15 protein-coding genes are annotated in these 26,262 nt (G+C 48.1%); 7 read left to right on the top strand and 8 right to left on the bottom strand.

The window, feature by feature from the left end:
- Positions 1-74 precede the first annotated feature (74 nt).
- Positions 75-1,226: a class C beta-lactamase gene (gene ampC, locus JK154_RS12130; protein WP_211992813.1), complete on the top strand. Its 1,152-nt coding sequence runs from the start codon at positions 75-77 to the stop codon at positions 1,224-1,226.
- Between the two features lie 39 nt (positions 1,227-1,265).
- Here the strand turns inward: ampC and JK154_RS12125 are convergent, their stop codons facing one another.
- The gene (locus JK154_RS12125) at positions 1,266-1,451 is read right to left on the bottom strand and encodes a hypothetical protein (protein WP_211992812.1); all 186 of its coding nucleotides are present in this window, start codon (positions 1,449-1,451) and stop codon (positions 1,266-1,268) included.
- 137 nt (positions 1,452-1,588) lie between these two features.
- On the opposite strand from JK154_RS12125, the gene JK154_RS12120 reads away from it, so the two are divergent.
- The gene (locus JK154_RS12120; RefSeq protein ID WP_211992811.1) at positions 1,589-2,182 is read left to right on the top strand and encodes a LuxR C-terminal-related transcriptional regulator; all 594 of its coding nucleotides are present in this window, start codon (positions 1,589-1,591) and stop codon (positions 2,180-2,182) included.
- Between the two features lie 70 nt (positions 2,183-2,252).
- Here JK154_RS12120 and efp read toward each other — a convergent pair whose 3' ends face one another.
- Entirely contained in the window at positions 2,253-2,819 is a 567-nt protein-coding gene (gene efp, locus JK154_RS12115; protein ID WP_211992810.1) for an elongation factor P, read from the bottom strand.
- A 40-nt stretch (positions 2,820-2,859) separates the two neighbouring features.
- On the opposite strand from efp, the gene epmB reads away from it, so the two are divergent.
- On the top strand, positions 2,860-3,894 hold the full coding sequence (epmB, locus tag JK154_RS12110) for an EF-P beta-lysylation protein EpmB (protein WP_211992809.1): 1,035 nt from the start codon (positions 2,860-2,862) through the stop codon (positions 3,892-3,894).
- A gap of 64 nt (positions 3,895-3,958) precedes the next feature.
- Here epmB and JK154_RS12105 read toward each other — a convergent pair whose 3' ends face one another.
- From JK154_RS12105 to JK154_RS12090, 4 genes are all read right to left on the bottom strand, one after another.
- Positions 3,959-4,315, bottom strand: a complete 357-nt coding sequence (locus JK154_RS12105) for a DUF4156 domain-containing protein (RefSeq protein ID WP_211992808.1) — start codon at positions 4,313-4,315, stop codon at positions 3,959-3,961.
- 131 nt (positions 4,316-4,446) lie between these two features.
- Positions 4,447-6,093 (bottom strand): chaperonin GroEL, encoded by a 1,647-nt coding sequence (groL, locus tag JK154_RS12100; protein ID WP_211992807.1) that lies wholly within the window; start codon positions 6,091-6,093, stop codon positions 4,447-4,449.
- A 43-nt stretch (positions 6,094-6,136) separates the two neighbouring features.
- Positions 6,137-6,427, bottom strand: a complete 291-nt coding sequence (locus JK154_RS12095) for a co-chaperone GroES (protein WP_211992806.1) — start codon at positions 6,425-6,427, stop codon at positions 6,137-6,139.
- Positions 6,428-6,562: 135 nt separating this feature from the next.
- Positions 6,563-7,042, bottom strand: coding sequence for an FxsA family protein (locus JK154_RS12090; protein WP_211992805.1), 480 nt, complete (start codon positions 7,040-7,042; stop codon positions 6,563-6,565).
- 321 nt (positions 7,043-7,363) lie between these two features.
- Here JK154_RS12090 and aspA point away from each other — a divergent pair, with 321 nt between their 5' ends.
- The 4 genes from aspA (at position 7,364) to JK154_RS12070 (ending at position 12,709) form a co-directional block, all read left to right on the top strand.
- Positions 7,364-8,800 (top strand): aspartate ammonia-lyase, encoded by a 1,437-nt coding sequence (aspA, locus tag JK154_RS12085; RefSeq protein WP_211992804.1) that lies wholly within the window; start codon positions 7,364-7,366, stop codon positions 8,798-8,800.
- A 113-nt stretch (positions 8,801-8,913) separates the two neighbouring features.
- Positions 8,914-10,215 (top strand): anaerobic C4-dicarboxylate transporter, encoded by a 1,302-nt coding sequence (locus tag JK154_RS12080; RefSeq protein ID WP_211992803.1) that lies wholly within the window; start codon positions 8,914-8,916, stop codon positions 10,213-10,215.
- A gap of 161 nt (positions 10,216-10,376) precedes the next feature.
- A complete protein-coding gene (locus JK154_RS12075) occupies positions 10,377-12,095 on the top strand; it encodes a protein-disulfide reductase DsbD (protein WP_211992802.1) in 1,719 nt (572 codons plus the stop codon).
- Positions 12,096-12,133: 38 nt separating this feature from the next.
- On the top strand, positions 12,134-12,709 hold the full coding sequence (locus JK154_RS12070; protein WP_211992801.1) for a transcriptional regulator: 576 nt from the start codon (positions 12,134-12,136) through the stop codon (positions 12,707-12,709).
- Positions 12,710-12,793: 84 nt separating this feature from the next.
- On the opposite strand, the gene JK154_RS12065 is transcribed toward JK154_RS12070, so the two are convergent.
- The gene (locus JK154_RS12065; RefSeq protein WP_211992800.1) at positions 12,794-13,987 is read right to left on the bottom strand and encodes an SGNH/GDSL hydrolase family protein; all 1,194 of its coding nucleotides are present in this window, start codon (positions 13,985-13,987) and stop codon (positions 12,794-12,796) included.
- 240 nt (positions 13,988-14,227) lie between these two features.
- Positions 14,228-26,233 carry an autotransporter outer membrane beta-barrel domain-containing protein gene (locus JK154_RS12060; protein ID WP_211992799.1) on the bottom strand — a complete coding sequence of 4,002 codons (12,006 nt, stop codon included), beginning with the start codon at positions 26,231-26,233 and terminating at the stop codon, positions 14,228-14,230.
- Between the last annotated feature and the right edge of the window lie 29 nt (positions 26,234-26,262).

Here is a 26,262-nt window from a genome sequence, read left to right as displayed (position 1 = left end):
TCAGACATAAATACCCCAGGCTGGAAATATCTGTCCTGGCTGGGGAGCCTGTTCATTTTCATGGATGACAATCAATGATAATAAAATATTTCTGCTATCTGATAATTTTTGCTATTTCTCAACCTGTACCCGCACACTGCGGAAAAAAAACCACCAGGAAAATTAATAGAGTTGTTCATAAAACAGTTCAGGAATTGATGCACAAACATGATATTCCGGGAATTGCTGTTGCTGTTATTTACCAGGGCCGCCCCTGGTATTTTACCTACGGTGTCATTAATACCCAGCATCAACTGCCTGTCACACAGCAAAGTTTATTTGAGATAGGCTCTGTCAGTAAAACATTCACGGGGGTATTGGGCGGAGACACTGTCGCCCGGGGAGAGATCAATCTTCACGACCCGGCGATATCCTACTGGCCCGGGTTAACTGCCAGTAAATGGCATAATATCAGTCTGTTACAACTAGCCACCTATACTGCGGGCGGCCTGCCGTCACACATTCCCGACCATGTTACAAATGAGTCGACCCTGCTCGATTTCTACAACAGCTGGCAACCCAACTGGCAGCCAGGAACCAAACGCCTGTACGGCAACTCCAGTATCGGTCTTTTTGGTACCCTTGCAGTGAAGCGATCCGGTATGAATTTTGAAGAAGCGTTAAAAACCCGTGTACTGCAGAATCTGAAGATGGATAACACGTGGATCAATGTGCCAGAGGAACAGCAGCATCATTACTCCTGGGGCTACAATAATAAAGAGCCTGTACGGCTACTGCCTGACATCATGGCGGCGAAAACGCATGGATTGGTATCAACAATTATCGATATGGCTCGCTGGGTACAAGCCAATATGGCACCCGAAGAGGTAAAAACAAAAACCCTTCGCCAAGGGATAAAACATGCTCAATCACGCTATTGGCGGATTGGCAGTATGTATCAAGGGTTGGGATGGGATATTTTTAACTGGCCCGCTGAGTCGGTCATGGTCATTTATTGCAGTAATCGCCATGTAACGCACCAGCCACAAATATCGATTCCTATCATGCCTCCCGTACCACCAGTAAAAGCATCATGGGTTCATAAAACAGGCTCAACACCGGGCTTTGGTGCCTATGTCGCGTTTATGCCAGAAAAGCAAATTGGTGTTGTGCTATTGGCAAATAAAAACTACCCCAATGATGATCGGATCAAAGCTGCCTATACTATTTTAAATGCCTTACATTAGTCATGCCTGCAACGATGATAGCTCATATATCACACTGGCTCACTTAGCCTCATGTTCGTTGAGGCTACGCCCTTCCTCCCTGATAACGGCTGGCCAAACACGGGCATCAGCAGACTTGAACCGTAACATACCATTCAGTATTCCCGATAACATGCTGGCAATATAACGCGATTTATCATTACGAATGTGAAGGTTATGCGTGTTTTCGTCGCAAAATAGTCCCACAGACCCTGCTTAAGCCTGGAATTGATAGTGAATTAGAACGCAGTTTATCGCTTTATTTATTTTTTTTATTCATATCATAGAACCTGTTTTTTACCGCCCTTTAAAGACGGTTATCACCACTCACTCGACGCCTAAACATGTATAAAATACTGGTAGTGGATAGATGTTGTTTCAGTCGCCTCGGTTTAAAAACCTGGCTTAGTCAGGCAAAGTTCCAGGAACAGAATTTTATTCTGGCTGAAGCTGATAATTTACAACTCACCCGTGAAATGATGCTGACATGGCAACCACATTTAATTATCGCTGACTTTAATAGTTTCCTGACAACATTAAATAATATACGTCAACTATCAATTATTCATGAGGTTCGTGATAAAAATACGCGTTTTATTTTATTGCAAAGAAACCATCACTCTTCTATTAGTGAGGTAAAAAAAATACGCGACAATATAAATTCCCTGGATAAATCTGTATCGCTCAGTGAACTGGAAGATACCATTTTAAGAAATGTTTGTGCATCACCCGAAGAAAAAAATCAAAAGCGTTCAGCTATGCCATTGCTGACACTACGGGAGGAACGAATATTAAAACTTTGGAAAGAAGAAGTGCATAATACTTATATTGCGAAGCTAATGGGTATCAGTATTAAAACAGTCTACACTTACAAACGAAATATCCGGATGAAATTAGGCGCGGAAAATCGTTTATCACTTTTTATGAACATATCATAAATTATGGTCAGGTCACTGTCAGTACATCGGGAATGCGATGCAAAAGCACCCCACCCCCGACCAGCCTGAATTACTTCACGCGAGAAACGTATTCACCTGAACGGGTGTCTACTTTGATCACTTCGCCGATCTGTACAAACAACGGAACCTTAACAACAGCACCGGTGCTTAAGGTTGCCGGCTTACCACCTGTACCCGCTGTATCACCTTTCAGGCCTGGATCAGTATCAGTGATTTCCAGCTCAACAAAGTTTGGTGGGGTAACAGAGATAGGCTGACCATTCCACAGGGTCACGATACATTCAGCCTGGTCCAGCAGCCACTTGGCATTTTCACCGACAGCTTTAGCATCGGCAGCCAACTGCTCGAAAGTTTCATTGTTCATAAAGTGCCAGAACTCACCATCGTTATACAGGTAAGTCAGGTTCATATCGATAACGTCCGCACCTTCTGCGGAGTCAGTCGACTTAAAGGTTTTCTCAACACGGGTTCCGGTCAACAGGCGACGCAGTTTAACGCGAGCAAAAGCCTGCCCTTTGCCAGGTTTTACGAATTCGCTGGCTTCAACGGCATAGGGTTCACCGTCCATCATGATTTTAAGACCGGCGCGGAAATCGTTGCTAGAATAAGTTGCCATAAGGCCCTCTGAATTAATTAACTGGTAGATTAGCCAAAAAATGGCACACATTGTAACCCTAAATACCCCTGACAGAGAAGATTGGTTAACGCAACTTGCCGATGTTATAACCGATCCGAATGAACTACTTCAGATTTTAGATCTGGCAGACCAATCAAATCTGCTCCAGGGAGCAGAAGCACGGCGACTTTTCGCACTACGTGTTCCCCGTGCTTTTGTCGCACTAATGAAAAAAGGGGATCCAGATGATCCATTATTGCGTCAGGTATTAACCTCAACGCAAGAATTTATCATTGCCCCCGGATACAGTACTGACCCTCTGGAAGAGCAGCACAGTGTGGTTCCGGGGCTACTACATAAATACCGTAATCGAGCCCTGCTTCTGGTAAAAGGCGGGTGTGCGGTTAACTGCCGGTACTGCTTCCGTCGCCACTTCCCCTATGCTGATAATCAGGGAAATAAACGCAATTGGCAGGCTGCTATTGCCCATATTAGCGAACATCCCGAGCTGGATGAAATTATCTTTTCTGGCGGCGACCCACTGATGGCCAAAGACCATGAGCTGGACTGGCTGATAAGCCAGCTGGAATCTATCCCGCATATCAAACGACTGCGTATTCATAGCCGATTACCTATAGTCATTCCTGCCCGCATCACCGAGGCGTTAGTTGCGAGGCTGGCCGAGTCAAGATTGCAAGTTCTGCTAGTCAATCATATCAACCATGCCCAAGAAATAAGCCATGACTTTTGTGTCGCCATGACAAAACTACGCCAGGCTGGCGTCACATTATTGAATCAGAGTGTGTTACTGCGGGGGGTCAATGACAGCGCCCATACTCTGGCTGATTTGAGTCGTGGTCTGTTTGATGCAGGGGTACTACCTTACTACTTGCATGTACTCGATAAGGTACAAGGCGCTGCACATTTTATGGTGGGGGACGAAGAGGCCAGGGTTATTATGCGTGAACTGCTAACCCTTGTTTCGGGCTATATGGTACCCAAACTGACCCGCGAAATTGGTGGCGAGCCCAGTAAAACGATACTGGATTTACGTCTGAGCCGACAAATAAATTAAATATTACCGCTTACCCCACTCAGTCATTCGTCTGCAGTGGGTAAGCGGTCAACGTACTGACTGATCAATTCGGGCAGTGGTATACCTGCCCGATCATTTTACTGTCAGTTGGGACAAAACTGGACAGTAATGTTTGGCTTGGGCTGCTTACGCCATACAATACGTTGCCCCCCATCGCAGCGGCATTATTACGCAGTGCATTAGCTGCACCGCGCATTGAGCCACCTTCGTCGCCATTCTGCCCGGATAACCAGTTGCTTTGTTCACCTGTTGCCGTCCCAAGCAGACGACATTCACTGCCAGGTTTATCCTCTACAAAGCGAACATTTTGGCCGCCCGCGGTAAGATCATTGCTCGTGCTGCTACAACCAGCCAGCAGTAAAACGACTCCAACCACACCTGTTGCAAGTTTTATGCGCATCTTGTTCCCCATCATTATTGTATTGGGCTTTCATCGCCCGTTGAAATCTTATACCAGAGTCAGCATAAAAGAAAAAACCCTCAGACATTTCTGACTGAGGGCTTTTTTATTTCACAGGGTGTGACAGCAAATTACATCATGCCGCCCATGCCACCCATACCGCCCATACCACCAGCGCCACCTAAGTCAGGGGCATCCGCTTTTGGCAGGTCAGTAACCATGCACTCGGTAGTGATCATCAGACCAGCGATAGACGCTGCATACTGCAGAGCAGAACGCGTTACCTTGGTTGGGTCCAGAATACCGAAGTCAATCATATTGCCATACTCTTCAGTGGCCGCGTTGTAACCAAAGTTACCTTCACCCGCTTTCACGTTGTTAGCAATAACAGAAGGCTCTTCACCTGCGTTAGAAACGATCTGACGCAGCGGAGCTTCCATTGCGCGCAGCGCAACTTTAATACCCACATTCTGGTCTTCGTTCTGTGCAGTCAGAGTAGCAAGTTTAGCTGCAACGCGAACTAACGCCACACCACCACCGGCAACAACACCTTCTTCTACTGCAGCACGGGTAGCGTGCAGAGCATCGTCAACACGTGCTTTTTTCTCTTTCATTTCAACTTCGGTGGCAGCACCGACTTTGATTACTGCAACACCGCCTGCCAGTTTCGCAACACGCTCTTGCAGTTTTTCACGGTCGTAGTCAGAAGTTGCTTCTTCAATTTGTTTACGAATCTGAGCAACACGGCCCTGAATCGCCGCTTCTTCACCAACACCATCAATGATAGTGGTGGTGTCTTTGTTGATCAGAACGCGTTTCGCTTGTCCAAGATCTTCCAGCGTTGCTTTTTCCAGCTCCATACCGATTTCTTCAGAAATAACGGTACCACGAGTCAGAGTCGCGATATCTTGCAGCATTGCTTTACGACGATCGCCGAAACCAGGAGCCTTAACAGCAGCGACTTTAACAATACCACGCATGGTGTTAACCACCAGAGTAGCCAATGCTTCACCTTCAACATCTTCAGCGATGATCAGCAGAGGTTTACCTGCTTTAGCAACAGCTTCCAGTACTGGCAGCATTTCACGGATATTGGAGATTTTTTTATCAGCCAGCAGGATGAACGGGCTTTCCAGCTCTACAGCACCGGTTTCAGGCTTGTTGATGAAGTAAGGGGACAGGTAACCACGGTCAAACTGCATACCTTCAACCACGTCCAGTTCATCTTCCAGACCAGTACCGTCTTCAACGGTAATAACCCCTTCTTTGCCAACTTTGTCCATCGCTTCAGCGATCAGTTTACCGACAGTCTCGTCGGAGTTAGCAGAGATGGTACCAACCTGAGCAATAGCCTTAGAATCAGAGCAAGGAACTGACAGCGCTTTCAGCTCTTCGACTGCAGCGATAACCGCTTTGTCGATACCGCGCTTCAGGTCCATTGGGTTCATACCTGCTGCAACAGCTTTCAGGCCTTCATTTACGATAGCCTGAGCCAGTACAGTTGCGGTAGTGGTACCATCACCGGCGGCATCGTTGGCTTTAGAAGCAACTTCTTTAACCATCTGCGCGCCCATGTTTTCGAACTTGTCTTCCAGCTCGATTTCACGTGCAACAGAAACACCATCTTTGGTGATGGTCGGTGCACCGAAAGATTTATCCAGAACCACGTTACGACCTTTCGGGCCGAGGGTAACTTTCACTGCATCTGCCAGTACATTCACGCCGCGAAGCATTTTAACACGAGCGTCGTTACCGAATTTTACGTCTTTAGCTGCCATTTCTTATATTCCTCAAATTCGTTCAGGTGTTAGTACGCAGGTATTATTCAACGATAGCCAGGATGTCGCTTTCAGACATGATCAGCACTTCTTCGTTGTCAATTTTCTCGGACTTCACGCCATAGCCATCGTTAAAAATAACGATATCGCCTACTTTAACGTCTAACGCTTGTACGCTGCCGTTTTCCAGGATGCGGCCTTTACCGACAGCGATAATTTCGCCACGAGTTGATTTACCTGCAGCTGAACCGGTCAGAACGATCCCACCAGCAGATTTAGACTCAACTTCTTTACGTTTGACGATAACACGATCATGTAATGGGCGAATGCTCATTGATAGCTCTCCTTCGAGAAAGTCAGTATCAGTTATTTAGGTAACGCCGCCCCAACAGGGTTTCGGCTGTTGACCAAATTAATGGGGGTTACTCATTCCCCCTTCAAGGGGGATCGGAAAAAAAAATGATAAAATTTAGCGATCATGGCGGTCCTTGTCTTCAAGACGTTCAGGCGCCTCATCTTTACGCTGATATTCACCGTCAAAAGTATTGCCCTGGTAGGTATTACCCGCACTAAAGCCCCCCCCAGGCATACTGGAAAAACGCAGATGGGGCATCAACTTGAGCGTTAAATGTTTTTGTACTGGCGGCAGTAAAAGCAGCAGCCCAAGAAAGTCCGTAAAGAATCCTGGCAGGATTAACAAGATGCCAGCAATAATGAGTGAGACACTCTTCACCATCTCTTTCGCCGGACTTTCCCCTGCAGCCATTTTTTGCTGCATCAGCATGAAGTTTTTCAGGCCCTGGTTTTTCACCAACGAAATACCAAGCACTGAAGTGAGTATCACAAGTATCAAAGTGAAAAACACACCCAGCACATGTGCAACCTGGATAAACAACGAGATCTCAATATAAACATAGAGAAAAAAAGCAACAAATGGGATCCAGCGCACCGAATGCTCCTGTTATCAGGCAAGTCCCAAGTCCAGGGGCTTACAAAAATGGGTTATCAAGGTAGTTCACTAACAGATGGTGATGCAATAACCAAAATTCAAGGGGCCGACGGTGAATCTGAGTAACTATTGACCTCTGTCACAAATCGATAATTGTTGTCGTCTATTGGCAAGAATAAGTGATCCAGGTTAATACAATTAGCTATTATCAGCATATGATCACGGTCGATGAGCGAATACTGGACATAATCATCGGCTTAATCCTTTCAGCGCCAGATATCCTGTGTGCGTAAATTGTGATAGTTAAATAAGAAGGTTTACATGCTAAACAACATTCGTATCGAAGAAGACCTACTGGGTACCAGGGAAGTGCCAGCGGAGGCCTACTACGGCATCCATACTCTGCGTGCGATTGAAAACTTTTATATTAGTCACAATAAAATTAGTGACATACCAGAATTCGTTCGCGGTATGGTCATGGTTAAAAAAGCAGCAGCCATGGCAAACAAAGAGCTGCACACTATCCCTAAAGCTATCGCCGATGCCATTATTAAAGCCTGCGATGAAGTCCTGGTACAGGGTAAGTTTATGGACCAGTTCCCGGTGGATGTATACCAGGGGGGAGCCGGGACTTCAGTAAACATGAACACCAACGAAGTTCTGGCTAATATCGGTCTGGAATTGCTGGGACATCAGAAAGGCGAGTACGACTACCTCAATCCGAATGACCATGTAAATAAATGCCAGTCGACTAACGATGCATACCCTACGGGGTTCCGAATTGCCGTTTATGCCTCCATCGTTAAACTTATCGAAGCCATCCATCACCTGAGTGAAGGCTTCCAGCGCAAAGCCGTCGAATTTGAATCCATCCTGAAGATGGGGCGTACCCAATTACAGGATGCCGTACCAATGAGTCTCGGCCAGGAGTTCCACGCGTTTAATGTGCTGCTCGCCGAAGAGCAAAAAAACCTGCTGCGGACGGCGGATTTACTGCTGGAAGTTAACCTCGGAGCGACAGCGATAGGCACTCGTCTGAATACTCCGGAAGGTTATCAGCAACTTGCTGTACAGAAATTGGCGGAAGTCAGTGGCCTCCCTTGCCTGCCAGCTGAAGACTTGATCGAGGCAACCTCTGACTGTGGCGCCTATGTAATGGTTCACAGCGCACTGAAACGCCTGGCTGTGAAAATGTCCAAAATCTGCAATGACTTGCGCCTGCTCTCTTCGGGCCCACGAGCAGGGCTGAACGAAATTAACTTACCAGAGCTTCAGGCTGGCTCCTCTATCATGCCAGCCAAAGTCAACCCTGTGATTCCTGAAGTCGTGAATCAAGTCTGCTTTAAGGTCATTGGTAATGATATGACCGTCACCATGGCAGCAGAAGCAGGTCAACTCCAGCTGAATGTCATGGAACCGGTCATCGGTCAGGCGATGTTTGAGTCTATCCATATTTTGACGAATGCCTGCTACAATCTACTGGAAAAGTGCATCAATGGTATTACAGCCAATAAAGAGGTATGCGAAAGCTACGTTTATAACTCTATTGGTATCGTTACCTATCTGAACCCATTTATTGGTCATCATAATGGTGACATCGTTGGGAAAATTTGTGCTGAAACAGGCAAGAATGTGCGTGATGTTGTGCTGGAACGAGGTCTGCTGACCGAGGCTGAACTGGACGATATCTTTTCCGTCAATAACCTGATGCATCCGGTTTATAAAGCTAAACGGTTTACTGATGAAAATGATAAATAGTTCGACTGCATAACCGCTATCAAGGCACGTCATTTATGACGTGCCTTTTTCGTGTCAGGCGCCACAAAAAAATAACAGTTCATTTTCAATTTATTAATAGTGAGGAAGTCATTATGTTTGCTGCAGAGCTCGTTATCGTCTTATTGGCGATATACCTTGGAGCCAGACTTGGCGGCATAGGTATCGGTTTTGCCGGCGGTTTGGGTGTCCTGGTACTCACATTGGTTTTCCAAATACAGCCTGGTGCGATCCCTTTTGATGTGATCGAGATAATCATGGCCGTTATCGCCGCTATTGCAGCAATGCAGGTCGCTGGCGGCATGGATTACCTGGTCGGTTTAGCGGAACGTATGTTACGTCGCCATCCAAAGCAGATTACATTTCTGGCACCATTAGTGACGTGGTTTATGACAGTTCTGGCAGGTACTGGGCACACGGCGTTTTCCACACTGCCGGTGATCACTGAAGTCGCGAAGGAACAAGGTATCCGACCTTCTCGCCCGCTCTCTATCGCAGTTATCGCTTCACAAATTGCCATCACTGCCTCACCTATTTCTGCTGCGGTTGTCTTTTTTTCCGGTATTCTGGAACCCCTGGGCGTGAGTTATCTGACGCTACTGGCTATTTGTATTCCTTCTACTCTGGGCGCTATTTTACTGACCGCCGTGGTCTGTAACTTCCTTGGCTGCGAACTGAAAGATGATCCTGTTTACCAGGAGCGTCTTGCCAAAGGTGAAGTTCAATTGCGTGGCAACCAAGTCTTCAAACTGAAACCTCATGCCAAACGTTCTGTATTATTATTTCTGATAGGTATCATTGCAGTAATGCTTTATGCCACCGCAATTAGCGATACCGTAGGGCTGATTGACAACCCCATATTGCCCCGCAACGAAGCGATTGTCGTCTTCATGTTAACTATCGCTGCATTGATCAGTTTCAGCTGTAAAATAGATACGGGTGAAGTTCTCAACGCCAGCACCTTTAAGTCAGGTATGAGTGCCTGTGTGTGTGTTCTGGGTGTTGCCTGGCTAGGGGATACCTTTGTCAAAGCTCATATAACCGATATCCAGAGCATAGCTGGAAACTTACTGGATGATTTTCCATGGTTATTAGCTGTGGTGCTCTTTTTCGCCTCCATGTTACTTTACTCCCAGGCAGCAACTGCAAAAGCACTGATGCCCGCTGCATTATTACTGGGTGTTAGCCCATTGACCGCTATTGCTTCTTTTGCTGCTGTCTCAGCACTGTTTGTCCTGCCAACCTATCCGACATTGTTGGCTGCGGTGGAAATGGATGACACCGGATCGACCCGTATTGGTAAATATGTCTTTAACCATCCCTTTATGATCCCCGGGATCATCGCTATCAGCCTGTGTGTCGTGTTCGGTTTCATCCTGGGTAGTATTATTCTGTAAATATCGTTAAACACCGATGTCTGCACCACCCATCCTCTTTACCGCATGATATAGTTCGTCGCTGTCACTTGAAGCGTAAAAGTGACAGTGATGAACGGCTTTCTCCCCTATCCTGGCACAACTGGCATTGTCAGTGGCTGACAAAATGATGAAGATCCTTTATGACGTTGCGCATTATTACTTTTATCCTGTTACTGTGCAGTTCACAGGCTTTTGCTGGATTATTTGATGGTGCAAACCGATCTCAGTTTGTCCCTGCTGACCAGGCATTTGCTTTTGATTTCCAGCAGAAGGACCACCAGCTAACCCTAAGCTGGCACATAAAGCCGGGCTACTATCTCTATCGTCAGCAAATAAAAGTCGTGCCAGAGAAGGCGCAGCTGGCACCGCTGGAGCTCCCGCCAGGCATCTGGCATGAAGATGAGTTTTTTGGCAAAACAGAGATTTTTACTGAAGCACTGAGTCTGCCGCTCACCATCATGAGTGCTGAGAAAGGAGCCACTCTGAGCATCACCTATCAAGGGTGTGCCGAGTCAGGTTTTTGCTATCCCCCGGAAACCCGTGATGTTCCCCTCAGTCAGGTTATTGCCGTATCAAATTCATTACCGTCCCTCACCTCTGAGCCAGTGGCAGAACCCCCACCCACCAGCACTGAAAGCACACTGCCATTTTCCGCACTGTGGGCATTTTTAATTGGTGTGGGTATCGCCTTTACTCCTTGCGTATTACCGATGTACCCGCTCATTTCAGGAATTGTACTGGGGGGGAAGGCTCGTCTTTCTACCACCAGAGCCCTGATGCTGGCCTTTATCTACATCCAGGGAATGGCACTCACCTATACAGCATTAGGGCTGGTTGTCGCCGCTGTGGGTTTGCCCTTCCAGGCCGCATTGCAGCACCCTTATGTACTGATCACACTCTCTGCCATGTTTGTTCTACTGGCAGCATCGATGTTTGGCCTGTTTACCCTGCAACTCCCCTCTGCTTTACAGACAAGACTGACATTGATCAGTCAGCGTCAGCAAGGTGGCTCCGTATATGGGGTTTTCGCGATGGGTGCGTTAGCCGGGCTTATTTGCTCACCTTGTACCACTGCTCCACTCAGCGCTATTTTGCTCTATATTGCCCAAAGTGGAGATCTCTGGCTCGGTGGAGGAACGCTTTATCTCTATGCTTTAGGGATGGGATTACCTTTAGTACTCGTCACTGTGTTTGGTAATAAGCTACTGCCGAAAAGTGGCCCATGGATGGAAAGCGTCAAAATTGCTTTTGGGTTTGTGATCCTTGCACTCCCTGTTTTTTTACTGGAACGTGTGGTTGGCGATATCTGGGGACTACGTCTGTGGGGCATGCTCGGCGCGGCCTTCTTCTTATGGGCGTTTATTACCAGTTTAAGTGTCAGTAAACCCTGGGCCAGAGTACTGCAGATTATTTTCCTGGTGGCGGCCATGATTAGCGTTCGTCCTTTACAAGACTGGGTATTTTCCCCGCCTTCAACTCAGAACGAACAAGCGCATCTGAACTTCATCCACATTGAAAATGTGGCCGGGCTCAGTTCAGCACTGGAAAAAGCACAACAAGCAGGTAAACCCGTCATGCTCGATTTGTATGCAGACTGGTGTACCGCATGTAAGGCTTTTGAAAAATACACCTTTAGCGATCCAAAGATACAGCAGGCATTATCTGGTATGGTGTTGTTACAAGCTAATGTCACCGCAAATAATGAAGCGGACCAAGCCTTGCTACGACACCTGAATGTGCTGGGATTACCGACTATTCTGTTCTTTGACCCGCAGGGCCACGAAGTCGCTGACTTAAGCGTTACCGGCTTTATGGATTCAGAAGAGTTTAGTCACCATTTGAATCGTCTGACGCAATAGGTCACATTGCCTTTTTGCGTTAACCGAAGGAGACAACCGTGCAGCGTGAAGATGTTTTAGAACAGACCTTGCATATCCTTGAGCGTGAGGGTATTGCTCGTATTACTCTGGACATTGTGGCTAAGGAAACCCATCATCCCGTCGCAGAGATTCGCCAATTCTGGCCTGATAAAGAAGCCATGTTGTATGACGCATTGCGCTATCTCAGTGGTAAAGTTGAAGTCTGGCAGCGCCAGCTAATGCTGAATGAAGATCTTTCAGTACAACAGAAGCTCCTCCTGCGCTATCACGCTCTCACCGAGTGTCTGAATAAACAGCGCTACCCAGGCTGCTTATTTATTGCCGCCTGTACTTTTTACACTGACCCCACCGACCCCATTCACCAGTTAGCCGACCAGCAAAAACAAGCGGCCAGGCGCTACACCCATTCATTATTGACACAGCTTGAAGTGGACGATCCCGAAATGGTGGCAGACCAAATGGAACTGGTACTGGAAGGCTGTTTATGCAAACTTTTAGTCAAACATAATCAGGCAGATATTGATACGGCCCATCGTCTGGCTGAAGATATTTTACGTTTTGCCTTGTGTCGTCAGGGCGGGGCACTAACCTGATCTTGCAATCTACTCGCAGTGGTATCCTCACCTTATCGTGAGCTGAACATCACGATAAGGTGATTTAACAACGTCCCATGTCAGCTATGCTATAGCTGGCTGACTTGCATAATTATGGCTAATAAAGTTAGTCAACAGGGTCGCAAAAGCGTGGTGTACCTCCTGAGTAGGGTGAACCCCATCATTGTAAAGATACGCAGGTGCAATATTTAACTCAGGATCTGACCCTACAGGGTTATGAATATAACCATGCTTAGTATAGGAATGCCGGGTGTCATAACCTATATCATCAGCTACTTTAATAATTTTTTTAAGGGCGGATGTCGTATCAAAGAAAAATATTTTTTTATCGGGATATTTTTCTTTTAATTCCTCAACATTTTGCTGCAACAACGCATTATGAGCAATAGTAATATCCTTGTACTTTCTTTTATCCTCTGAATACTTTGAGTCAGGTGTCAACGAAATATCTGGCATCCCCATCACCAGTGCATGGTTGACGCCCCCGCCCAGTAATTTTGTAATATCATCGATCTGTTTTTCCACAACGTGAATAATATTATCTTTATGGAGAGTGATATAATCATTCGCCCCTGCAAAAAACAGGGTCATATCCCTTTCGGAAGGTTGATAAGATTTGATTTGCGTTTCAATATTTGACAGGAAATCGCCCAACAGATTAAAACGCGAATAACTGGCAGAAGTACTCCCCCCTTCAGCAAAGTTGACCAGTTCTTTATTCAAAAAAGCCGGGGATGACAAATACTCCCCCCAGACAAAGCCATTGGTAAACCGCCCGTCGTAATATTGATTATAGGATGGAAATATGTGATGTGTTTTTTCAAACATCCGGCCTTCAGAGTCGGAAAGGCTATCACCAAATATAACAAACCTGTCAAAACCATCCAGACCTGATGACACAGGGCGTGGATAGAGACTATCGATTGCCGCTGCCAGCCTGAAGGTTGATGTGAGAACTGGCGTGTCGGGTGTATTATGACTCGCTTTTACACTTTCAGGACTCAATGGCATCTCATTAATAACTCGCTTCAGTGAAGCTATTAATACGGATGCCGCTGTCGGCTGATTCACTGATTTGTTTATCGTTGGACTGGCATCCAACGGTTGATTTTCCCCACAGAGAAAATCAACCTGGGAATGGTTAATCGATCCTATTTTTACTAAAGCAGGTAATAAGTGGATGCCGGGATTTTTTAATTCTGAATGCAGTGTTTTTTGTAGTACAGGTAAGATACTGGAACTATTAATCGCAACCATGCTTGATCATCCTTTTTTAGATTTTATTATTCAACATCTGATAGCCGCATGTATTTCAAAAAATGACTCAATATCCTTCTGGCAGGCTATCTCATTTCGCTTTTTTTCATAATAGGGTATTTAGTGTGTCGTTATTACGCTTTAGTCCTCCACGCTTTATGGTGAAACCAGGACACATAAAAAAAATCCGTAACCTCTGAGAGATTACGGATTTTTGTTCCACAAAAAGCTTACTTCACATTAGAAGTTATATTTAACCCCAAAGGTTACACTGGTCTCACTGTAACCTTTACCACCGACCTGCTGGGTCACATTACCCCACATATTCAGACGGTTGGTTACGTCACCTTCAAGACCCAGTTTCACCTCTGCCACATTTTTCGCCCCACCTTGTTTAATGGTCTGGCTGCCTGTGGTTTCATGACTCATTTCAACACCAAAGTCTTTACTGTTATGCACCCAGCTCAATTCAGCATAAGGTTTAAACAATTGAGACTGAGTTTCTTTCTCTTGTGCTGATTTAGTCACAAAGGCTTTCAGTCCTATACGAGTCTGAACATTACCATTACCCGTTCCTGATATTTGAGTGTTAGACGCTTCTTTATGTCCATCCGCTTTCACACCCATCCAGATAGCCTGAGCTTTTGGCTGCACGTAGAAATCATAGTTTTCACTGGCCCCTGTCTGGAAGGTATAGCCCCCCTCAAGTGACCCAGTAAAGCCTTTGGAATCATACTTCTCTGTAGCCAGGTCCTGACCATTCACCTCATTTTTAAACCAGCTGTACTGCAACCAGGTATCGACATACGCTCCGGTATTCGTTTCTGTATCAGCAAACCATGTGCCATAAGTCCCAATACTGTAACCTTTGACGGAACCTTTAGATTCACTACCTGACTGAGAAGTGTGGGTATTGTTGTTACTCTGACCATAACCCGCCATCACCCCAAGCCGCCACAGGTCATTGGCATCACGGTTAAAGCGCAGAATATCCCCACCCAGCTGTGTCACAAAACGATTATCCTGGGTTTTGAAGTTACTGTTGTCATCACGAGAACGATTATGGCTGCCAGAAGTACGCAACCACATAGAGGTCGCTTTCTTCTCACCCGTCATCGCATCGGTATACCACGTCTCACCAGAACGATCTTCGAGGTTAGTATTAAACAAGGTATTGGCCGCGGCCAAGTTAGCGATGTAGCTACCGGCTTCTGGACGGTCCGGGTTTTCGGTACGCAAATACCAGTTACCGTCACCTGTCCCACCTGTGCTGCCCGTACCACCCTGGTAGAGTTTATACTCGTAAGCCCCCGCAACCACGCGCCCACCTAACTCAAAGTTGGCACCTGATTTACCAGAAATATCAATAATTTTGATACCGTTATTGGTGTAAGCACCTTGTCCACTGATGTTATTCACATACACGGTACCGACACCGCTTGAGTCACCTTTTATGACCAGACGGTCCGTTGCTGAATCATCCCCGGCTAACACAGTATCAAAGATAATGCTGCTACCAGCCTGCCCCGTGTAGTTACCATTAATGGTGAAATCAGCGAAACGATCCCCAGTAAGAGCATGCGACATCACCAGACGTCCGGCGTTATCCACATTCCCTGTCACATTACCAAAACCACCCAGAGCACCCTGTTGTTGAATCGTCACATTACTGTTCAGATTGAACGGCGTTTGGGTACTGGTGTCAGCCGCCGCCTTCACGGTTTGCTGCCCAATAGTGACTTCATCAAGAGATTTAGTCGTTCCTTCTCCTAACTGGACTAAGCCGTTTTCAATAACAGTATTACTTGCAGTGACGGAGTCCCCTGTGAATTTCAGTGTTCCGGCACCTTGCTTAACAAGCTCACCACTGCCATTCAACACATTGTTAAAGCTCCAGTCATCCGTCACATTAAAGATAAATGTGCCGTTATTGTTCACGCTACTGGTGCCCACTTGGTCCGCTTTACTGGCTGTGATTGAAGTTCCTTCGTCAGTAATAAAGGCACCGCTGTACTGACTATTGTTACCTGTCAGAGTTATCGCCGCTTTATTCTGTAGCTGAAGCTTACCGTTCTCTGTCAGGTTATTCGCAAAGTTCCCTTCAGCACCGTCGAGAGTCAACGTACCTTTATTGGCAATACTTCCTGAACCCAAGCCTGCCACATTATTCAGCGTCGCACTGGCTGCGCTATCAATGGACGTATTACCCGTAAATCCGGTATTAGCCTGACTGATAGCCAACTGGCCACCTTGCAAATTAAACTGCCCCGCACCGAGGAGAGTGCCAGCAATCTGACCGCCGTCTTTCACTGTCAGGGTGCCACCATTCAAGTTAAGCACGGTATTGATGGCTGAATTTAGCTTGCCTGCAGTCTGCGTCGTATTGTTAATATCAACGGAGGTGCCCTCAGCCATCGCCAGCTCTGAGGTGTCACCCAGCGCGCCATCGGCGCTCAGTTTTAACCCACCGCGATTCACCAAAGTGGCACCGGTATAGTCATTCTTGCCATTGGTCAACGTCAGGATGGCATCATCACTGAGTCCTTCAATAGCCAGATCCCCTGTGCCAGATATCAGCGATGACAGAGAGTTTACCTTGTCAGCCAGAGCCTGAACTTTCAAGGCATCAGCCCCACTGGCAAGCAGTTCAATCGCTTTCAGGCCATAATTAATATAGAGGCCATCAAGCTTATCGCCGGTACTTAAGCCATAGTCAAATGTCCCTTTGGCTGCAGCGCTGGTAGCACCTTGATTGGTAAGATCTGCAGTAATACCTGCGGTAATTTTCTCACCGTTTTCATCCTGAAGTACCAGTTCGCTACCAGAACCATTGGCATTACCCTGTGCCAACTGAAGGATAATATTGCCGGCATCCAGTTCAAGCAAGCTTTTCCCTTCACCATCAAGCCCTGGGGTCACATTTGTCGGCAAGGCAACCTGAACATTCCCCCCGCCAGTCACATCGATAGTGCCAGCTGTCACCGTACCCTGAGAGGTAAACTGCCCATTATTGTCAACAATATTGTCGAACTTCAGCGTGCCGCCATTCATGGACAACCCGGCCACTTTCTGTTCACCGTTGCTTACCGTGACCAGGCTCTCTTTAGATAAGGTCAGGTATGCATTCTGCAGCAAGTCATTGTCAGCCGTTAAAGTAAACCCAGTGTTATTGAGGTTTACATTGCCAGTGAATGCTTTGCCCGTATTATTGCCAAAGTGGAAATCATTACCGCCATTATTGATATTCAGTACACCGCTGCCATCGAGCTGATGATTAAATACATCCAGGCCATCAAGAGTCAGTGAGCTGTTAGTATCGATATTCATGCCTATGGTGTTATCAACGTTATAATCACTGTTGAAGATAACATCAGCCGCATCCGTGAAGTTCAGCTCACCATTGCCGGTCACACTATGGGTAAAGTCACCCTGATAACCTGATAACACCAGCTTATCACCAGCGTTCGTCAGCTCGACACCACTTGCATTCCCCAAATTATTGGCTGCCGTTACTATCAAGGCACTATTACCGTTGACGGTATAACGACCCAGGAAACCACTGTTATCGCCGTTCAACTGTGCCTTAGCACCATTGGTCAGTGCGACGATGCTGTCAGCCACCCCATACAACGCATTATTCACTGCACCACTTAACGCCTTGAGGACCAGTGATGAGGTTGCGTTATCCAGATGGACTGTCGCGTCTTTGGCACCAATATTACTGCCATCACTGACCGTCAGGCTGGCATTTTCACCAACATGATGTTCGCCGGTGAAGTCACTGTTACCACTCAGGATCGTCGCGGCATTGATATTAACCTTACCGGCACCGCTAAGGGTGTTCCCTAAATTAAGGTCAGCGACATTGAGATTCAACGCGCCATTGCTACTGATATCAATATTGCTGCTACCCAACGTTCCTGCATCAGTTAAGGTGACTGATGCCGTATCCTGAATCACTGTTTTACCTGACAAACTGGCATTCGTGCCGGATACCGCAAAATCACCGCCATTGATGGTCAGCGTACCATTTCCTTTCAAACCGTCAGTTTCGGTAGAGTATCCCCCCTGATTCAGGGCCAGTTCCCCACCAGCCAAATCGAGTTTGCCGCCGTTATTTAGCTGGCCCACCGTCTGCTTAAAGCCATTTAAGGACGTTGATGCCTCTTTAGCAATATTGAGCGCGGAGGTTTGTCCCAGGGCACCATTGGCTCCCAGCAACAAGTTACCCGCATTTACTGTGGTTTCGCCGGTATAGCTGTTGTTGCCATTCGCCAGGGTGAGATCGCCCTTAGAAGCATCAATATTTAAGCCGCCTGTACCGGATAAGAGAGCATTTAACGTCTGATTAGTGCTGCCCCCCGCAGTAGCCAGTACCAAAGCATCGGCCCCGTCTGTCAGCAATTTCAGCGCGGTTAAGCCATATTTCACATATAACCCGCCCTGGCCATTGTTGGCATCAGTCAGTCCGTAGTTATAGGTGGCTTGTGCGGCGTCCACTCCCCCTTGAGTGATAGTGGATAATATCGCCTGCTCTGCCTCAGTCACTTTAGTGCCGTTAATGCTTAACGTGAGGTCATTCACATTGCCACTGACATTTTTCGCATCAATCAATGTCATCAGTACATTGCCCGCATCCTGCTCAAGGATAGAGACACCAGGAGCCACAACTGGGGTGGTATTTTCCCAGTTAGAGTTCCCCGTGACCGAGATGACACCACCTGCCAGGTTCAGATCGTTAACTGTGACAGTACCATTAGCTTTAGACTGAGGCGCATCAGCTTCAAAGGCCAGGGTACCATCTTTTATATCCAGCTTATTCAGTACGTTATCTGTATTTCCAACATTAACCTGACTGCCACTATCCAGTGTCAGTTTGGCACTGTTCAATGCCGCGACATTGTTCGTGTTCAGGTTGAAAATGGTATTATTCAGCGTGACATTACCGCCAAATGAATCACCAGTATTAGCCCCAAAATTAAATGCCTGGTTATCTGAATTAATATTCAGATCCCCTGAACCACTCAAGCTGTGGTTAAAGGCTGTCAGGTTTGCCAGTGTCAGATCATTGTCCGCACTGATATCTACCCCAACGGTTTCCGCAACATTCGTATTATTGAGTGTCACGCTGGCACCATTGTTCAGCATCAGCTGCCCCTCACCGCTGACCGTGTTGGCAAAGACGCCATCAAAGCCAGACAATGACAGAATAGCGTTGCCCCCTTCCAGGGAGACTGAAGCCTTGTCACCCAGCGCACTGGTTTTGCTCACTTGCACGCTGCTGCCACCACTGACCGCGTACTGACCAAGGAAGCCAGAGTTATCCCCACCCAGTATTGTTGCACTTTCATCAGTCACACTGACCAGAGTGCCAGCACCGCCGTTCAAGGCCTGATTTACTGCTTCTTTCACACCACTGAGAACCAGTTCAGCCCCCGATGCGCTCAGGTCAACTGTTGCTTTATCAGCACCGAGATTCACCGCCTGGGAGACCGTCAATTGTCCATTGGCTGCAACACTATGAGTACCGCTGAAGTCAGCATTATTACCGCTCAGGGTGATGTCGGCCGCCGTATTAACTTGCCCGATACCGCTGAGGACATTGCCCAGAGTCTGTTTCGCATTCAGATTCAGACTGCCGTCGACAGTGACTGCCGCATTGCCCAGAGTCCCGTCGTCCACCAGAGTGATTGCTGCACCTTGATTAATCAGGGTACTGGCAGACAAACCAGCATTCGCACTGGAGAGGGTGAGCGTACCAGCGTTGACATTCAGCGTACCGCTACCGGTCAGACCATCCTGGATGTCTGAACGACCACCATTGGTTAAGGTCAGTGTACCGTCACCAATATCTACCGTACCGGTATTTGTCAGAATGCCACTGGTCAGGTTACCACCAGCGATATTGACACTACCGGCGTTATTCAACGCACCACTGATAGTCTGCGTGTAGCCATTGAGGTTAAACCCGGTCGTCGCCAGTGTGTTAAGACTGGATGTTTTACCCAACGCATTATTACTGCCTGCCACCACAGTACCGGTATTGATGGTAGTGCTACCGGTGTAGTCGTTATTTTCGTTTGCCAGGGTCAAATTATTGCTGGCCGCATCAAGCTGAAGGTTCCCTTTACCCGTTATCTGCGCAGTAAAGGTGAGGGCATCCTCTTGCGTATTGGCGGTATCAAGTTGCAGTTTTTGTCCTTCTGCCAGTGCCAGTGTAATTAATCTGGCAACGACACTTAAACCGTTATCTCCTGACAGTCCGTAGTTATAGAAGCCTTGCCCGACAACCTGTCCACCCTGGACAACATCTTGCTCTACAGCGCCGTTAAGGTCCTCGTTCTGGAGGTTCTGCAGCCGCAGCATACTCAGTTTGTCCGCTGAAAGTGACTGACTCGCGACCAATGTCCGGGTTTCACCGTAGCTTTGTTCCAGCAAGTTCGTCCCCAGAGACAAGTCATTTTCAACCTGAATAACACTGTCTTTACTCACATCCAGTGAGGTGGCAGCAATATCACCGCCAGTAAATTGTGTTATCCCACCGTTGAAGACCAGTCCCCCTATTTTCTGGGTGCCTGTTGTCACACTAACCGTCGCATCGTCACCCACCGACAGCGTCGCTTTCGTCAAGGCTGTAGTGTTATTACCTGAAAGATCAAACTGACTATTACTCAGCGCGACGTCACCAAGGAACGCATTGCCTGTAGTGTCACCAAAGCTAAAGGCTTGATCATTGGCATTGACGTTTAATGTCCCCTCCCCTTTCAGAGCCTGATTAAACTGACTCAATCCAGACAGGTTCAGAGCACTGTCATCACTAATATTGATACCAATATTAGCGCCCAGCTGCTGGCTGGCATCCAGCGTTGCACTGGAACCCTGAGTCAAGGACAGCGTACCGGTTCCTTGCACACTGTTGCTAAAGGTTTCACCGAAATCATTCAGATTAAGTGTGTCACCGGTATCTGCCAGTAACACGCTGGCATCCGCACCAAGCTGATCCGTAGTCCCTACACTTAAGGTACTGTTACCACTAACGTTATAAGTCCCTTCAAAGTGGGAGTTATCACCGCCCAGTGTGGCTTGTGCTGCGCTCACCAGGCTGACTGTACTTCCAGCAACACCCGTGATCGCATTATTGACCGTCCCGTTCAGTGCACTGAGAATCAATGCAGTCCCTTTATTCAGGGAAACTTTAGCACTGTCATCACCCAGATTATTGGTCGCGCCAATAGTCAGGGTTCCTGAACCAAGCAGGTTATGGGTTCCTGTGAAGGTGTTCTTACCAGTGAGCTCTACATCACCATCGGTGTTAATTTCACCGTCACCACTGAGGATATTTGCCAGTGCCTGACTCACACTCAGTTTAAGTTCACCACCAACATCTATCGCAGCGCTTCCAAGGTTACCCAGACCCGTCAGCGCCACCGCGGCACCTTTCTCAATCAGGGTATTCCCCAACAAGCCTGCATTGCTGTTGGATACGGTCAATGTGCCGCCATTCACTTGCAGAGTACCATCACCAGTTAACCCATTTTCTGAGCTTGATGTTCCTCCGGTAGTCACGTTCAGCGTCCCGCCCGTAATATCCAGCGAGCCACTATTCTGCAACGAGCCGATTGTCTGGCTATGGCCATTTAATTGCGTACTGGCACCAGCACTGATGTCCAGCAATGATGTTTTACCCAGGACACCATCATCCCCAAGGATCAGGTCGCCCTGTTTCACAAGGGTGTCGCCCGTATAGCTGTTATCACTATTTTCGATCGTTAATGCCCCATTAGAAGCATCGATCACGAGCCCACCCACACCACTCAGCAGCGAACGCATTATCCGTAAATCTGATGAACCGGCTGAGGTTTGCAGCAATAACCCGTCTTCTGAGTCAGTGAGCAGGTTAAGGGCCACAAGGCTATATTTGGCATACAGGCCAGGGGTACCACTCGCACCTTTATCCGCCAGACCAAAGTTGTAAGTTGCGTCCGCGACAACCTGTCCACCTTGCGTGATGCTCTCGAATACCGCTTGCTTATTGGTTTCTACGTACTCACCGTTAATATTCAACTTAAGGTTCTTATTAACTTTCCCGGTGAGTTCTTGTGTATCAACCAGCATCATCAGGATGTTGCCGTAATCCTGCTCAAGGACTGACAAGCTATACAAACTCGGATCTGAGTAGTTTTCCCACTCAGAGCTGCCATTTATTCCGACGGTGCCTGAATCTAATGTTAAGTTCTGCGTTTTGATAACGCCATCAGCCGTAGTCTGTGGTCTGTCTACTGAGAAGTTCACACGTCCTTTACTGATATTTAATCCATTAATAGCACTATCACTTGTCCCTACATTGACAATACTGCCGGAGCTAACGGTTAAACCCGCATTGGTCAGCGCGCTGCTATTTGTCGGCAGATCAAAGAGTGTGTTATTCAGTGTCACTTGACCGAAAAAGGCACTTCCCGTGGTAGAACCAAAAGTGAAGTCCTTATTATTTGCATCGATATTCAATGCACCATAACCCGTCAGGGCATGATCAAACGTTTCCAACCCAGAAAGATTCAGGTCACTGCCATCCTCAATCTTGACACCAATTCCTGTGCCCAAGTTTTGAGACTGATCCAGTGTCACACCTGAAGCCTGACTCAGAGATACCGTCCCTTGTCCGGTGACCTGATTGGCGAAGGTGCCGTTATACCCTTCCAGACTCAATGTATCCTGACTACCCAGGGAGACACTCGCCGCCGTGCCAAGCTTATCTGAATCACTTGCAATCAGAGTGCTTTTGCCGCTCAGAGCGTAAGTCCCGTTAAAGCCACTGTTACTTCCCCCCAGTTTGACACTGGCAGCATTCTCAAGGCTGATGGTGCTGTCAGTCACACCGCTTAAGTTATTGTTAAGCGCTTCCGTCAAGCCATTCAGTACCAGTTCCGCGCCACTGTCACTTAAATCAACGGTGGCACTGTCTGCCCCAAGATTAGCGGCTTTGCTAATGGTTAACTGAGCATTTTTCCCAATCGAGTGGGTACCGCTGAATGTATTCGTCCCACCCAGCGTGACAGTGCCTGCGGTGTTAATCGTACCGGCGCCGCTGAGTATATTCCCGATGACCTGGCCATTATTCAGATTAAGGTTAAGGTTGCCGCCAACATCAACGCTCGCACTACCCAAGGTTCCGGTATTACTCAAGGTAATGGTGGCATCTTTACCAATGAGGGTTTCACCTGCCAGGCCCGCATTCGCTTTTGACAGCTCAAGATCCCCACCATTAATCTGTAGCGTACCGTTACCTGTCAGGCCCCCTTCCTGGGTAGAAGAACCACCATTGTTCAGAGTGAATGTACCGCCATCAATATTGACGGTATCACTGTTCACCAGCGTGTCACTCGTCAGGTTACCTCCCTGCCCGAGCGTCACGGTGCCCGCATTAGTGAGTGCCCCACTAATGTTCTGGGTTTTACCATTCAAGTTAAACTGACTACCTGCTTTCGTGCTAAGGCTGGCTGTTTGACCCAAAGCATTATCACTGCCCGCGGCCACAATACCGCTGTTGATAGTGGTCGTGCCGGAGTAGCTGTTCTGCGCGTTAGTGAGAGTCAGTGTGTCACTATTACCATTAAGGGCAAGATTACCATCACCGACAATCTGAGCAGTGAACGTTTTTGTCGTGCTGCCGGCTGTATCCAGTGTCAGTGTTTTTCCTGCAATAAGCGCCACTTTCACTAGCTGCGAAACGGTGCTCAATCCACCACCAAGACCAGACAGAAGATAGTTGTAGGTTCCCTGGGCGACGTCTGCATTATTCTGGTGAATAGCCAGTTCGACCCCTTCGTTCAGGACATCACCCTGTGCATTCTGTAGCGTCAATTGTTGCAGTTGTTGCTCAGTCAGCTGGGTTGTACTGTTGACCAGCTGCTCGCGTGACTGAACGTTTTGATCCAGAAGATTACCGGTACGAGCCTGATCTGGCTCTATCTGAATAATGCTGTCACTCGTTACATTCAGATTATTCGTTGTAATACTGCCGTTATTAAAGGCAGTCGTCCCACCATTAAAGGTCAAGCCACCAATAGCCTGCCCCTCAGCGGTGACACTGACATCAGCCCCTTTATTTACAGATAGCATTGCATTTTTCAGAGCAACGGTATTGGTGGTGTTACTGCCGGATAAGGCAAACTGACTGTTATTAAGATTGACTTTACCGTCAAAGGCACTGCCCGTATTCGCCCCAAAAGCAAAGGTTTGGTTACCGGCATCGATGTTCAGCACACCGTCACCCGTCAGTGCCTGGTTGAAGGCCGTCAGACTCGACAATGTCAGATTGCTGTTAGTGTCAATGTCCACACCCACACTATTGGCTAACTTCTGACTGCTATTGAGGATGACACTGGAATTGTTCAGCTCCAGCTGCCCTGCGCCGCTCACCTGGTTGGCAAAAATGCCGCTGTAGCCCGCCAGTTTCAGAATATCTGTCGCTGCCGCCAGACTCACCGAAGCACTGGTTCCCAAGTTACTGGCATTACTGACCTGCAGGCTGCTGCTGCCGCTTACCGCATAGTTACCAGCAAAGCCGGTATTATTCGCCCCCAGAACGGTGGCACCAGCCCCTTTCACACTCACTGTCGAGCCGACGATACCCGTCAGCACCTGATTCAGCGTCTCGTTAACGGCATTCAGAACCAGCTCGGCACCTGACGCAGTGAGATTCACTGCATTGCCCGCCCCGAGGTTTGCCCCGCTGGAGACCGTCAGCTGCCCGTTGGCACCAATATTCTGACTCCCGGTGAAAGCGGTGTTACTGCCACTGAGAGTAACCGCACTACCCGTATTTACTGCCCCATCACCACTGAGTACGTTGGCCAGGGTCTGAGTAGCATTCAGGTTCAGGTCACCGCCCACGCTCACTGCACCGGAGCCCAGAGAGCCCGTGTCAGTGAGTGTGACAGCCGCGCCTTCGCTAATAGCGGTGCTGGCTGTCAGGCCACTATTGACCTTGGAGAGCGTCAGCTCGCCGCCTGTCACCCGCAGGCTACCATTCCCGGCAAGACCGCCAACGGAGGTTGACACCCCACCATTGTTTAAGGTCAGTGTGCCGCTACCCAGATTTATGATGCCGCTGTTATTCAGCTCACCACTCGTCAGGCTGCCCCCCACCAGATTGACATTCCCGATATTGGCCAGGGCACCGTTATTGATCAGGCTTCCCTGATTCAGTAGCACTGCACCGTTATTGGTCAAAGAATTACTGGTCAATGTCCCATTCAGACCGACGGTCACCGTGCCAGCATTGGTCAGTGCCCCGTTGATGGTCTGGTTTTTTCCGTTGAGGTTAAACCTGCTGTTTGCCAGGGTGCTCAGGCTGGATGTTGCCCCAAGGGCATTATCACTGCCCGCCACCACAGTACCGCTGTTGATGATGGTGCCACCGGTGTAATCATTGTCCGCGTTGTCCAGCGTCAAAGTTTCAGTGTTGGCATTCAATTCCAGATTACCGCGACCAGTGATCTGTGCGGTGAACAGTTTTGAAGTACTGCCCGCGGTGTCCAGAGCCAGTGCCTGCCCTGCCGTCAGGGCAACTTTGACTAACTTGGCCACGGTGCTCAGGCCACCGCCAATACCGGACAAACCATAGTTATAAGTCCCGGTGGCCACATCGATACCGTCCTGATTAATAGCCAGTTCAGTATTTCCTGCCAGGGTCTGTCCCTTGCTGTCTTGCAATGTCAGCTGCCCGAGATCTTTGTCTGTCAGCTGGACCGTACTGTTAACCAATTGATGGCGTGATCCAACGTTTTGATCCAGTAAATTATCGTCGGCTTGTGTCTGTCCCGGCTCCACCTGGATAATGCTGGTAGCATCATCGGCCACACTGAGTTTAGCCGTGGTTATTGTGCCATCATCAAAAGTAGTGGTGCCCCCATTCAGAGTCAGCCCCCCGAGGGACTGATCCCCGCCAGTGACATCCACCGTTGCGCCTTTATCCACAGAAAGGATCGCACTGGTCAGGGCGGTACTGTTATTGCTGGTGCTGCCAGACAGCGCCAGCTGCCCGTTACCAAAGTTCACCAACCCACCAAAGCCGCTGCCAGTGTTCGCCCCGAAGGTAAAGGCCTGGTTATCAGCATCAATGCTGAGTGTCCCGCCACCAGTCAGGGCATGGTTGAAGGCTGCCAGGCTCGACAGAGACAGAGAACTATCCGTGCCGATATTCACACCGACGGTGTCCGCCACATTGGCACTGTTCAGGGCCACGGTAGCGCCATTGTTCAGCACCAGCTGCC

This window comes from Citrobacter sp. JGM124 (assembly GCF_018257795.1).
GTDB lineage: Bacteria > Pseudomonadota > Gammaproteobacteria > Enterobacterales > Enterobacteriaceae > JGM124.
This window is presented reverse-complemented; position numbering and strand designations above follow the sequence as displayed.

Excerpts from the sequence above, each read along its gene's own strand:
- ampC (WP_211992813.1), top strand. The coding sequence starts at position 75 with ATGATAATAAAATATTTCTGCTATCTGATAATTTTTGCTATTTCTCAA.
- JK154_RS12120 (WP_211992811.1), top strand. The coding sequence starts at position 1,589 with ATGTATAAAATACTGGTAGTGGATAGATGTTGTTTCAGTCGCCTCGGT.
- efp (WP_211992810.1), bottom strand. The coding sequence starts at position 2,819 with ATGGCAACTTATTCTAGCAACGATTTCCGCGCCGGTCTTAAAATCATG.
- epmB (WP_211992809.1), top strand. The coding sequence starts at position 2,860 with ATGGCACACATTGTAACCCTAAATACCCCTGACAGAGAAGATTGGTTA.
- JK154_RS12105 (WP_211992808.1), bottom strand. The coding sequence starts at position 4,315 with ATGCGCATAAAACTTGCAACAGGTGTGGTTGGAGTCGTTTTACTGCTG.
- groL (WP_211992807.1), bottom strand. The coding sequence starts at position 6,093 with ATGGCAGCTAAAGACGTAAAATTCGGTAACGACGCTCGTGTTAAAATG.
- JK154_RS12095 (WP_211992806.1), bottom strand. The coding sequence starts at position 6,427 with ATGAGCATTCGCCCATTACATGATCGTGTTATCGTCAAACGTAAAGAA.
- aspA (WP_211992804.1), top strand. The coding sequence starts at position 7,364 with ATGCTAAACAACATTCGTATCGAAGAAGACCTACTGGGTACCAGGGAA.
- JK154_RS12080 (WP_211992803.1), top strand. The coding sequence starts at position 8,914 with ATGTTTGCTGCAGAGCTCGTTATCGTCTTATTGGCGATATACCTTGGA.
- JK154_RS12075 (WP_211992802.1), top strand. The coding sequence starts at position 10,377 with ATGACGTTGCGCATTATTACTTTTATCCTGTTACTGTGCAGTTCACAG.
- JK154_RS12065 (WP_211992800.1), bottom strand. The coding sequence starts at position 13,987 with ATGGTTGCGATTAATAGTTCCAGTATCTTACCTGTACTACAAAAAACA.